This is a genomic window from Paenarthrobacter sp. NPDC090520 (genome assembly GCF_044769205.1).
Classification (GTDB): Bacteria; Actinomycetota; Actinomycetes; order Actinomycetales; family Micrococcaceae; genus Arthrobacter.
On the sequence record NZ_JBIVXM010000014.1, the window covers coordinates 109689 to 121603 of the forward strand.

9 protein-coding genes are annotated in these 11915 nt (G+C 63.1%); 5 read left to right on the forward strand and 4 right to left on the reverse strand.

Translation table 11 applies throughout. From position 1 onward, the window contains the following. Positions 1-41: 41 nt before the first annotated feature. Positions 42-422: a VOC family protein gene (locus tag ACIQTZ_RS16865; protein ID WP_402945829.1), complete on the forward strand. Its 381-nt coding sequence runs from the start codon at positions 42-44 to the stop codon at positions 420-422. A 70-nt stretch (positions 423-492) separates the two neighbouring features. Here the strand turns inward: ACIQTZ_RS16865 and ACIQTZ_RS16870 are convergent, their stop codons facing one another. The 4 genes from ACIQTZ_RS16870 to ACIQTZ_RS16885 all read right to left on the reverse strand — a co-directional run bounded on the left by ACIQTZ_RS16870 (position 493) and on the right by ACIQTZ_RS16885 (position 6028). Continuing rightward, positions 493-846: a hypothetical protein gene (locus ACIQTZ_RS16870; RefSeq protein WP_397322838.1), complete on the reverse strand. Its 354-nt coding sequence runs from the start codon at positions 844-846 to the stop codon at positions 493-495. Positions 847-975: 129 nt separating this feature from the next. Continuing rightward, the gene (gene sucB / locus ACIQTZ_RS16875; RefSeq protein WP_402982391.1) at positions 976-2712 is read right to left on the reverse strand and encodes a 2-oxoglutarate dehydrogenase, E2 component, dihydrolipoamide succinyltransferase; all 1737 of its coding nucleotides are present in this window, start codon (positions 2710-2712) and stop codon (positions 976-978) included. Positions 2713-2825: 113 nt separating this feature from the next. Beyond that, entirely contained in the window at positions 2826-4208 is a 1383-nt protein-coding gene (gene lpdA / locus ACIQTZ_RS16880) for a dihydrolipoyl dehydrogenase (RefSeq protein ID WP_400334589.1), read from the reverse strand. Between the two features lie 296 nt (positions 4209-4504). Beyond that, on the reverse strand, positions 4505-6028 hold the full coding sequence (locus tag ACIQTZ_RS16885) for a leucyl aminopeptidase (protein WP_402945833.1): 1524 nt from the start codon (positions 6026-6028) through the stop codon (positions 4505-4507). Positions 6029-6363: 335 nt separating this feature from the next. On the opposite strand from ACIQTZ_RS16885, the gene ACIQTZ_RS16890 reads away from it, so the two are divergent. The 4 genes from ACIQTZ_RS16890 (at position 6364) to ACIQTZ_RS16905 (ending at position 11704) form a co-directional block, all read left to right on the forward strand. Next, the gene (locus tag ACIQTZ_RS16890; RefSeq protein WP_402982393.1) at positions 6364-7302 is read left to right on the forward strand and encodes a proteasome assembly chaperone family protein; all 939 of its coding nucleotides are present in this window, start codon (positions 6364-6366) and stop codon (positions 7300-7302) included. 35 nt (positions 7303-7337) lie between these two features. Next, positions 7338-8696, forward strand: a complete 1359-nt coding sequence (locus tag ACIQTZ_RS16895; RefSeq protein ID WP_402982395.1) for a nitrate/nitrite transporter — start codon at positions 7338-7340, stop codon at positions 8694-8696. A 92-nt stretch (positions 8697-8788) separates the two neighbouring features. After that, on the forward strand, positions 8789-10138 hold the full coding sequence (locus ACIQTZ_RS16900; protein ID WP_402982397.1) for a DUF4192 domain-containing protein: 1350 nt from the start codon (positions 8789-8791) through the stop codon (positions 10136-10138). Between the two features lie 246 nt (positions 10139-10384). Next, on the forward strand, positions 10385-11704 hold the full coding sequence (locus tag ACIQTZ_RS16905) for an RNA polymerase sigma factor (RefSeq protein WP_400334582.1): 1320 nt from the start codon (positions 10385-10387) through the stop codon (positions 11702-11704). The last annotated feature ends 211 nt before the right edge of the window (positions 11705-11915 follow it).

An 11915-nucleotide genomic window follows, 5' to 3' on the forward strand; every position in this document is an offset into this window, starting at 1 on the left:
CATTCCGCTGTTAGTGGATTGTGACACCTAGACTGGGCGGCATGGACAACCAGGAACACCCCGCAGACGCTCGCCGGGGACCGCGAATTGCCTCGCTCACCATCAACAGCAATGACCCCGACGGCCTCGCCGGATTCTGGTCGGAACTGCTGGGCTTACCGGTTTCCGCCCAGCATGAGGGTTTCATCTGGTTGGAACCCGCCGGTCCCGGCGTGCCACAGTTGGCCTTCCAGCAGGTGGACCACCCCACGGAAGGGAGGCGGCGCCTTCACCTGGACCTGCATGACGACGACGCTGCGGCCTTGCGTGCGAAGGCGGAGAGGCTCGGGGCGGTCTTTGTCGAGGGGCATGACATTGGTGACTTCCATTGGGACGTCATGCTGGACCCCGAAGGCAACGAGTTCTGCATCGCACAGGACTGAACCTTCGCCCCACGAAAAACCGCCCTGCGTCAGACGCAGGGCGGTTTTCCAATGGAGTGCGGGAGTGGATTCAGTTCCAGAGCGTGGCGATGGCAATGTTGACCAACGCCAAACCGCCCACACCGTGTGCAAGGCCAGTGGAAACGGCTTCGCCCTTCTTGACTTTGCGGGATCCGATCACGGCAAGGACGGCCACGGCCACACCGATGGCGAACTTGATGCCGAGCTTGAAGTAGTTGGGGTCTGCGTCGGGCATCAGGGGAAGAACACCCATCATGGCGATGCCCGTGAGCAGCTGCAGGAAGGCGCCGTCACGCTGGCGCGGGTGCACCGTGGGTTCCTTGATGGTGGCGATCCAGTAGCCCACAATCATGGCTGCGCCGACGATGTGCAAGAACACCAGGATGCTGAAGAGAATACTCATGGACACAGCTTATCCAGTTGTTTCTACGTGTCGTAGCAAAGGCGCGCACACAAGACGAAAGGCGGGGAAGGATTCCGGCAATTTCCGGAATCCTTCCCCGCCTTTATCAGCAGAGGCTGCTTGAAGAACCTAGAGACCCAGGTCCGCTTCGAAGGCGCCCTCTTCAAGGCGGGCCTTGAGCGTCTGCAGGAAGCGTCCGGCGTCCGCGCCGTCCACCAAACGGTGGTCGTACGTCAGCGACAGGTACATCATGGAGCGGATCGCGATGGAATCGTCGCCGTTTTCGTCTGCAACAACCACGGCGCGCTTGACGATCGCGCCGGTGCCCAGGATGCCCACCTGCGGCTGGTTGATGATCGGGGTGTCGAACAGGGCGCCGACGGATCCAATGTTGGTGATGCTGAACGTACCGCCGGAGAGCTCGTCCGGGCCGATCTTGCCGTCGCGTGTGCGGCCAGCCACGTCGGCGATCTTGCCGGCAAGGCCGGCAAGGTTGAGGTTGCCGGCGTCGGAGATGACCGGAACCAACAGTCCCTTGTCGGTGTCCACGGCAATCGCCAGGTGTTCGGCGTTGTGGTAGGTGATTTCCTGCTTGGACTCGTCGTAGGCAGCGTTCAGCTTGGGGTGCTGCTTGAGTGCCTCGGCAACAGCCTTGGCGATGAACGGCAGGAAGGTCAGCTTGACGCCGTTCTGGGCCTGGAAATTGTTCTTGGCCTTGAGGCGGAGCTTGGCGATCTTGGTCATGTCCACTTCGTGCACCTGCGTGAGCTGCGTGGAGACCTCAAGGGATTCGCGCATGCGGCGGGCGATGACCTGACGGATACGGGGCGCCTTTTCCGTGGTTCCACGGAGCGAGGAAGCAACTACGGGTGCGGCTGCCTTGGCGGCAGGAGCAGCTGCCGGAGCCGGAGCTGCGGCAGCCTTCTTGGCCTCGGCCGCAGCAAGGACGTCCTGCTTGCGGATGCGGCCGCCAACACCGGTGCCCGATACAGCGGAGATGTCCACTCCGTGCTGGTTGGCGAGTTTGCGGACCAAGGGAGTGACGTAGCCGGACTCGGAGGAACCGGTGGTCTCCGCGGGAGCCGCCGCCGGAGCAGCGGCTGCCGGTGCTGCCGCAGGAGCGGGTGCTGCGGCGGGTGCGGGTGCTGCGGCGGGTGCGGGTGCTGCGGCGGGTGCGGGTGCTGCGGCGGGTGCGGGTGCTTCCGCTGCGGGTGCGGCCGGTGCCGGAGCTGCAGCCGGAGCAGCTGCGCCGGATCCGATCACGGCGAGGACAGAGCCAACTTCGGCGGTCTCGTCTTCGCTGACCCGGATTTCCTGCAGGGTTCCGGCCACCGGAGAGGGGATCTCGGTGTCAACCTTGTCCGTGGAGACCTCGAGCAGCGGCTCATCTACCTCGACGGTGTCGCCGATCGCCTTGAGCCAACGCGTCACGGTACCCTCGGTAACGCTCTCGCCAAGCGCGGGCAGGGTTACTTCGTGGCCTTCGCCGCCCGAAGCGGCTGGAGCTTCTGTAGCGGGGGCTGCAGGAGCCTCAGCAGCGGGGGCTTCCTGTGCCGGTGCAGCCTGCTCAGCGGGAGCCTCGGCAGCCGGAGCAGGTGCTTCTTCGTCGGCCGGAGCGGCGGAGCCGGAACCATCGCCGATGCGAACCAGGGGAGCGCCAACTTCAGCGGTCTCGTCTTCGGCGACGAGGATTTCTTCGATGACGCCTGCGATCGGAGAAGGGATTTCGGTGTCTACTTTGTCGGTGGAAACCTCGAGCAACGGCTCGTCGATCTCTACCCGGTCACCAACCTGCTTGAGCCAGCGGGTGACGGTTCCTTCGGTGACACTCTCACCGAGGGCGGGCAAGTTAACGGATTCAGACATGTCGTCCCCGTTCTCCTTATTGATCTTTTGTGCGGATGAATGCTGCTGGTCCGGGCGGGTGCACGCTGCAGATTCTGCCGCGTGCACCCGGCCCGTTTGTCTTGGGTAAAGACTTAGCCGTGGAGCGGCTTGCCCGCGAGGGCGAGGTGGGCTTCGCCCAGAGCTTCGTTCTGCGTGGGGTGGGCGTGGACCAACTGGGCCACGTCTTCCGGGTAGGCTTCCCAGTTCACGATCAGCTGGGCTTCGCCGATCTGCTCACCAATGCGCGAGCCGATCATGTGGATGCCAACCACCGGGCCATCCTTCTGGCGGACGAGCTTGACGATGCCGCCCGTGCCCAGGATGGAGCTCTTGCCGTTGCCAGCCAGGTTGTACTCCTGGGTCTGCACCTGGTCGTCGCCGAACTTTTCCTTGGCGAGCTTCTCGGTGTAGCCCACGGTTGCGATTTCAGGCTCGCAGTAGGTGACCTTGGGGATGTTGATGTCCTCGACGATCGCGGGGTTCAGACCTGCGATTTCCTCGGCAACGAAGATGCCTTGCTGGTAGCCACGGTGGGCAAGCTGCACGCCGGGGACGATGTCGCCGACGGCGTAGATGTTGCCGACGCCGGTGTGGAGGCGCTCGTTGGTGATGACGAAGCCACGGTCGATGGTGATGCCTGCTTCTTCGTAGCCCAGGTTGGCGGTGACGGGGCCACGGCCAACGGCGACAAGAAGGAGGTCGGCTTCGAACGTCTGTCCGTCGACCAAGGTGACCTTGACGCCGTTCTCGTCCTGCTCAACGCCCTGGAAGAAGATGCCGGTGCTGAACTTGATGCCGCGCTTCTTGAAGGCACGCTCGAGGTTCTTGACGATCGAGGCGTCTTCGTTGGGAACCAAGGAAGGGAGGCCTTCGATGATGGTGACATCCACGCCGAAGGACTTCCACACGGAAGCGAATTCGACGCCGATCACGCCGCCGCCGAGCACGATCGCGCTCTTGGGGATGTAGTCCATGGTGAGGGCCTGGTCCGAGGTGATGACCTTGCCGCCGATTTCCAGTCCGGGAAGCGAGCGCGAGTAGGAGCCCGTGGCCAGGACGATGTTCTTGCCGGTGTAGGCCGTTCCGTTCACCACGACGGTGTTGTTGCCCTGGAGCTTGCCTTCACCTTCGATCACGGTGATGCCCTTGGACTTGATGAGTCCCTGGAGTCCCTTGAACTTACCGGCGATGATGCCGTCCTTGTAGGCGTTCACAGCGGACATGTCGATGCTGTCCAGGGTCACGTTCACGCCGTACTTGGCGGAATCGCGTGCATGGTCGGCCAGTTCGGCCGAGTGCAGGAGTGCCTTGGTGGGGATACAGCCGTTGTGGAGGCAGGTTCCGCCGAGCTTTGCCTTTTCCACAAGGCCAACGGTGAACCCCAGCTGTACGGCCCGCAAAGCCGTGGCGTAGCCGCCGCTGCCGCCACCGAGTACCAGGATGTCGAATTCTTGCGCAGTTGCCTGATCGGCCACTAAAACGCTCCCTCGCGTGAATGATGACACGGGACTGCGTGTCATCGGGTCTTTGGAACTTGTTCTGCCGTGATTATGCCAGCACCTAAGTTCTCTTGCATTTGTGACTATCGAGTTCACCTTAGCGAACCACCTACCCATGCTCCACCCTCTGCGGGCGTTTGTGGAGCGCTTGTGTCGAGACTCACGTTCACTTGTGACACAGCCCTACACGCCGCATAATTCCGGGGCGGGGCGGGCCTTCCGGACGTGGTCCGGGAAGGCCCGCCAGTGCCTCGGCGGAGTGGCAGGAACGCCTAGGCGGAAGCCGTCAGAAGGTCTTCCGCGTAGGCCACCAGGGTACGGACCGTGCAGCCGGTTCCCTGCTTGGGCGTGTAGCCGTAGGGGCTGCCGTTGTTGAAGGACGGTCCGGCGATGTCCACGTGGGCCCAGGGGATTTGTTCACCGTTGCCGTCCTTTCCGACGAACTCGCGGAGGAAGACAGCTGCGGTCATCATGCCGCCGTTGCGTTCGCCGATGTTCGCGATGTCCGCAACCTGCGAATCCAGGCTGGGACGCAGTTCCTCGGGAAGGGGCATGGGCCACACCAGTTCGCCGGCACGGTCTGCTGCGGACTTGAGGGCGGCGGTCACTGAGTCCGAGCCCATCACGCCTGCGGTCCGAAGGCCCAAGGCGATCAGTTGGGCGCCTGTCAACGTAGCGACGTCGATGATGGCGTCCGGGGCCTCCAGGCTGGCGGCGACGATGCCGTCTGCCATGACCAGGCGGCCCTCGGCGTCTGTGTTGAGGACCTCGACGGTCTTGCCACCGTAGACAGTGAGGACATCGGCGGGCCGCTGCGCTGCGCCGGAAGGCATGTTCTCCGCGATGCATAGCCAGGCGGTTGCCTTAATGGGAAGCCCAAGGGAGGCAATGGCCAGGACAGTGTTAAGGACGACGGCGGCACCGGCCATGTCGCTCTTCATGTCGCCCATGCCGAGGGCCGGCTTGATCGAGATGCCACCGGTGTCGAAGGTAATGCCCTTGCCCACCAGCGCGATCTTCTTGGTGGCCTTGGCCGGGGCGTACTCCACCTTGACCAGGCGGGGCTGGCGGGTAGAGCCCTTGCCGACGCCGAGGATACCGCCGAAGCCTTCCTTTTCGAGGCGCTTTTCATCCCACACGGTGACCTTGACAGGCAGCCCTTTGGCGAGGTCCTTGGCGGAGTCGGCGAACGATTCAGGGAAGAGGTGGCTCGGGGGTTGGTTGACGAGGGTGCGCGTAGCGTTGACGGCCCGGGCCAGGACAGTGGCACGGTCCAGGACGGGCTGTGCTTCCTTTGCGGCGACCTCTGTGTAGAGGAGGACTTTGCTGACGGGTGCCTTCAAGCCGTCCTGGCTTGAGCGGTGCTCGGTGTACGAGTACGAACCAAGGGCCGCACCTTCGGCCACGGCTGCGACTTCGGCCACCGTGGATGCCGGGAACGCAAGCGTTACCGTGGACAGTCCGGCGAGTTGGCGGACAGCCGAACCCGCCGCGCGGCGCAGCGCCTCTTCGGTGAGGCGGCCGCCGTCGGACGTCTTTCCTGTTCCGGCGAGGACGAGGATTTCCGAGCCGGTTTCCGGCAGGCCCGGCAGGCGGTGCACCTGGTCGGCGGCGCCCGTGATTCCCAGGACTTTCAGGGATCCGGTGATTGACTCGGCGGCTTTGGCGCTCAGGGGATTGGACAGCAGCACCGGGCCGTCAGCGCCTTGCGCCACGCCCACCACGAGGGCGTCGCTGGGGGACTTTTTCAGATCCTTGGCGATCACGCCGAGGAGGATGTCAGTAGTCTTGACCACGAGGATGTGTCCTCACTTCTCTCTGCATTGCATGGCAGGGCTGCATGTTTGGCGCCCTGCTCCGGTACGCGCCCGGCGTCTTGTTGCGACGGCGGCCTTGGTCTTCGGGACCAGCGTAGCGAAAGGGCGCCGGCCCATTTCGATCGTAGTCTCTCGCGGGCTGCGGAGAGCAATTAAATGAGATTTGCGGCACACCGGGCGGCAGGAATGCCCGCTCGACGTGCTGCGTTGTATCTACAACGGACATTCAAGACCGGTCCTTGCCCTGCACGGATTCCACGCGAATCCATGCGTTGGCCGGGCCCCGAACTTTGCCACTGTGAAAGGAACACGCCGTGTTTGAACGGATATCCGGCTCCCTCCTGGACCCCGAGGCGCTCTACGCGAGCAACATCGAGATTTTCCACAGCCCCGAATTGCGCGGGCTGAACATGGTGATGGGCTTTACCGGTTTCGCCGATGCCGGACATGTGGTCCGGCAGATCAATGCGGAATTGCTTGACCAGCTCGACGCCGAGGTGGTGGCGATGTTCGACGCCGACCAGCTGATCGACTACCGCTCCCGGCGGCCCCATATCACCTTCGTCGAGGACCACCTGCAGGATTACCAGCCGCCACGCCTGGGCCTCTACAAGCTGACCGACGGACTCGGACAGCCCTTCCTCCTGCTGGCAGGGTTCGAACCTGACCTGCAGTGGGAACGCTTCTCCAGGGCCGTTGTGGGCATTGTGGAAAAGCTCGACGTGAACCTCGTGACGTGGATCCACTCGATCCCGATGCCTGTTCCGCATACCCGGCCAGTGGGCGTTACAGTCCATGGCAACCGCCCCGAACTCATCGAGGGCATTTCCAGTTGGAAACCGACGGTGGAAGTACCCGCAGTGATTGGACACATCCTCGAACTGCGGCTCACCGAAGCCGAGCGCAACGTAGCAGGCTATGTCATCCATGTCCCGCACTACTTGTCCGAAGCGGAGTACCCGCAAGCGGCAGTGGCTGGCCTGGAGTACTTGGGAGCGGCAACGTCGCTGATGCTGCCCACCGACCGTCTGCGTGAATCAGGCCGGGAAGTGGGCCGGCAAATTGCCGAACAAATCGAATCGTCCGAGGAAGTGCAGGCTGTGGTTTCGAATTTGGAAGCCCGGTACGACGAGAAATCCGAGGGTATTGTGCGCCGTTCCCTGCTCGCGGACGAGAACGATGAACTTCCCAACGCGGAGGATCTCGGTGCCGCAGTGGAGGCTTACCTCGCCCGTAAGGACGCGCCTCAATAAATCAGCTTTGATCTCATGGCAGGCATAATTAAGGAGTGAATTCTCCCCGCGCCTGGCTCATCTGGACAATCGGCGTGTTCGCCTACCTCGTGGCTGTGGCGCAGCGGACATCGTTCGGCGTCGCCGGGCTGGAAGCCACGGAGCGGTTCCATGCAAGCGCCGCCGCGGTCTCCTTCTTCACGGTCCTGCAATTGTTGGTCTACGCCGGTTTGCAGATTCCGGTGGGCGTCCTGGTGGACCGGTTCGGCTCCCGGGTGATGGTCGCCGGTGGCGCGGTCCTGATGGGCTTGGGGCAACTGCAGTTGGCCTTCGCGGACAGCGTTCCCGGTGGTGTCCTGGGCAGGGTGCTGGTTGGCGCGGGAGACGCCATGACCTTCATTTCAGTTATCCGGCTGGTTCCCTTGTGGTTCGCTCCGGCACGCGTTCCGTTGGTAACGCAGTTGACCGGCATGTGCGGGCAATTGGGCCAGTTGTTCAGCGTGGTGCCGTTTGCGCTGTTATTGCATTCCGCGGGGTGGACCCCTGCGTTCCTCTCGCTGGCGGCATTGTCCGTGCTCGCCGTCGTCCTTGTCCTTGTCTTGTTGAGGGATGCTCCTCCGGGCCACCCGCCGAGGGACACCTCCCAAGGGCTCAGGGCCACGGGAGTTTCCTTGTCGCGGGCTTGGAAGCAGCCCGGTACGAGGCTTGGGCTGTGGAGCCACTTCACAGTGCAGTTCAGCGGAAACCTGTTTGCCATGACCTGGGGCTACCCCTTCCTCCTTTCGGCCCAGGGGCTGGACGCAACCACGGTTTCCGCGCTGATGGCGTTGTTTGTGGCCACAGCCATTGTTTCGGGACCCGGCGTGGGGCGGTTCGTCTCCAAGCACCCCATGAGGCGTTCGGCCATGGTCCTTCTGATAACCCTTGCCACTGCGCTCGTGTGGGCGGCGGTCCTCGTGCTGCCCGAGAGGGCGCCGCTCTGGCTGCTGGTAGTCCTCGTGGTGGTGTTGGCCGTCGGAGGTCCGGGCTCGATGATCGGCTTCGACTTTGCCAGGACCTTCAATCCCTCGCACAGAATCGGGACCGCAACGGGAATCGTCAACGTCGGAGGATTTATCGCGGCGCTTGTGGCGATCTACCTCATCGGCCTGGTGCTTGACGTCCTGAATGCCAGTGGCTTTTCCAACGGTGTCTTGTACGGACTGGCCCCGTTCCGGATCGCTCTGAGCATCCAGTTCGTGCTCCTCGCGCTGGGTACAGTGTTGATCTTTTTGACCAGGCGCAAGGTACGCCGCCAGATGGCGGCGCAGGGCATCCATGTGACCCCGCTGGTGGCAACGCTGGCCAAGCAGCGCCGTGAGCGGATTGAGCGGCGGCGTACAGCGCGCCAGGCTTCCCACCCTGGCGACACGTAGCAACCAGCTTCACTGGTCTTCCCCAGGACCCCTTTTCCACATACGCAAAGAGGCGGCTGTCCGCTCCACTCCGCGCTGGCCAAGCTTGAGGCATGACCAGCAACGAAACCCTCAACATCTACCGGCCCGAAGACGTTCTGGGCTACATTCCGCATCTGCTTGGCTACTGGCCCCAGGACAGCCTGGTAGCCATCACCATGCAGGAGAAGACTTTCGGAGCTACCCTTCGGGTGGACCTTCCCACGTCCAACTCGCCGCGCGTCCGGGCTGCCTTTGCAGAGTACGTACGGAACCACCTCCTCGCCGACGAACAGGCAGATGGTGTGGTCCTTGCCCTGTATGACAGTGCCGGCTGGGACGACGGCTCGGTGGTGTGCCGCGCGATGCCGGTGTTGGTGGCCTTGCAGCAGGCTCTCGAGACTGTGGGGCTTTGCGTCCGGGAAGCATGGCTGGTGGGAGACGATTATTGGCGCAGTGCTTTCTGTACAGACGCGGACTGCTGTCCAGTCCCGGGCTTGCCCGTGGAACAGATACGGAACGGCCGGATCAACGCCGAGATGGTTTACCGCGGAAGCAGCGTGGGGTCGTCGCCGCAGAGCCGGGTGGACCCGCCCAGGCTCGCGCGGCCAGGGAAACCACATGGGGGCGTGCTTGAGGCGGAGTTGAAATTCGAGGGTCAGTTCACTGGTGCGTGGCGCAGCCGGCTGTGCCTGGACGCAGTCATGGATGCCTGGCTTCAGATTTTGGACAGGCCGTGGGCGCGTGGCGAATCTACCCCGGACGGTGCGGGGGAGGTGCAGGGGTTCGAGGGGCCGGCCGCGGACGAATTGGTGGGCTTCCTGCGGGCAAGCCTTGCCGTGCCACCATGGCGGGACGCCATCATGGTCATGGCGGCGGCCGGGGTGCGGTCTGCGAAGGCCGGGGCGGAGGCCTTCAATCTTTTCGACGAAAATGTCTCACCATCGCTGCCCTTTGATCCACTCGAACTTGGGTTGCGGGCCGGCCATGATCCGTCTGATCGGCCCGAAACAGCCTTCGGCACGGGCAGAGGAGGCGGGCTGGCCGGACAGCCGGAAATGCCACAGCCGTCCCTGGATTCGGGCCATGGCGGGCTCTTCTCCTACGGGGAGGTGCTCCTGGGTGTGCAACCCGGTATTCCCGATTGGCAGCTCCTTGACGCCCTGCAGCGGGTGTTGTCCTTCCTGAGCTTCGACGAAGAAGAGAGCGAGGCCGCCGCGGCTGCACTGACTCTCCAAGGATGGATCGCCTGGTGCAAGGGGAGCGGTTCATTCGCCCATGCCTGCCTTGACCGCGCCCTGGCCGTCAACCCCGGATACAGGCTGGCGGAACTCCTCGACGAGATCCTGGGCCAGGGCACCGTCAGCGGATGGGCCCGGCGTCCTGACTCGGCGTGGGGCACCCATGTTGCGGGCAGGAAATAGGCCGGTGACTGCCCTGCTACGCGTGGGATTCGCAAAATCGTGAGACAATGGATGCCGAGACCCGGTTGGGTCCGCGTTTGAATGCCCGTTGGCCCCCGTATTTGGGGAACATTTCGGCGGCGTCGGCAGTTGTACCTAGAGACCCTGCGGACGGCGATTGCATTTGAAAATAATCGCGGACTTGACAGGGTCATAGTGGTGTTGCCCACATGGTGATTCCACAGACCGCCGCTAGAAAGGTTTTCTGTGACCCCGTCTTCCGTCGAGAAGGAACCCGCCGCCCAGGCCGAACTGTCCGCTGAGGAAAAGAAGGCGGCTTCGGCAAAGAGCGCGGCGACTCGTGCTGCCAGCAAGGCTTCAGAGGGAAACCCTGACAAGCCTGCACCCAAGAAGCGTGGACCCAAGCCCGGTGCCAAGGCCGCGGCTGAGGCTGCCAACAAGTCTTCAGATGCCGAAGACGACTCTGACGATGTGGAAGTCGAGGACGAAGAATTCGATCCCTCGGCAGCTGAGGAAGTGGAAGTCGGCGACGACGAGGCTGAAGAGGGGGGTGCTCCTGCCGGCAAGGACAAGCCTGCCCCCACTGGTTCCGGCTTTGTCTATTCCGATGCCGATGACGACGACGCCCCCGTCCAGCAGGTCATGTCCGCCGGTGCAACCGCAGACCCCGTCAAGGACTACCTGAAGCAGATCGGCAAGGTAGCACTCCTGAACGCCGAGCAGGAAGTCGACCTCGCACTCAGGATCGAAGCCGGCCTCTTTGCTGAAGAGAAGATTGCCGCCGATGACGGATCCATGGACCCCAAGCTCAAGCGCGAGCTGGAGTTTGTTATCCACGACGGCAAGCGCGCAAAGAACCACCTGCTTGAGGCGAACCTTCGTCTCGTCGTGTCCTTGGCCAAGCGGTACACCGGCCGCGGCATGCTCTTCCTGGACTTGATCCAGGAAGGAAACCTGGGCCTTATCCGCGCCGTGGAGAAGTTCGACTACACCAAGGGCTTCAAGTTCTCCACATACGCCACGTGGTGGATCCGACAAGCCATTACCCGTGCAATGGCCGACCAGGCGCGGACCATCCGTATCCCGGTCCACATGGTTGAGGTCATCAACAAGCTGGCCCGTGTGCAGCGCCAGATGCTGCAGGACCTCGGACGCGAACCCACGCCGGAAGAACTGGCCCTGGAACTGGACATGACCCCGGAGAAGGTCGTGGAAGTCCAGAAGTACGGTCGCGAGCCGATTTCCCTGCACACTCCGCTGGGTGAAGATGGAGACTCGGAGTTCGGCGACCTGATCGAGGACTCGGAGGCCGTTGTTCCGGCAGACGCCGTGAGCTTCACGCTTCTCCAGGAACAGCTCCACTCCGTGCTGGACACGCTCTCCGAGCGTGAAGCCGGTGTGGTGGCCATGCGTTTCGGCTTGACCGATGGCCAGCCGAAGACTTTAGACGAAATCGGCAAGGTCTACGGAGTGACGCGTGAACGTATCCGCCAGATCGAATCCAAGACCATGTCCAAGCTGCGGCACCCCTCCCGCTCGCAGGTCTTGCGGGACTACCTGGACTAAGAACCGCTGGAAGTGAACAGCAGCCCTGCCGGATATCCGGCAGGGCTGCTGTTTTAAGCCCAGGGGCGGCGAGGCGCACCCAACTGATCTGACTGGCACTTGTGGTTGTTCCCAGCGGGCGGTTTCTAGCGGTTATCGCAACAGGAAGGTTCTGATCATCTCATTTGGGGTGCAGAAGTCGAATCGTTGGCGGGGTCTGTCGTTGAGTTCG

Excerpts from the sequence above, each read along its gene's own strand:
- sucB (WP_402982391.1), bottom strand. The coding sequence starts at position 2,712 with ATGTCTGAATCCGTTAACTTGCCCGCCCTCGGTGAGAGTGTCACCGAA.
- ACIQTZ_RS16870 (WP_397322838.1), bottom strand. The coding sequence starts at position 846 with ATGAGTATTCTCTTCAGCATCCTGGTGTTCTTGCACATCGTCGGCGCA.
- ACIQTZ_RS16900 (WP_402982397.1), top strand. The coding sequence starts at position 8,789 with ATGACCAGCAACGAAACCCTCAACATCTACCGGCCCGAAGACGTTCTG.
- ACIQTZ_RS16865 (WP_402945829.1), top strand. The coding sequence starts at position 42 with ATGGACAACCAGGAACACCCCGCAGACGCTCGCCGGGGACCGCGAATT.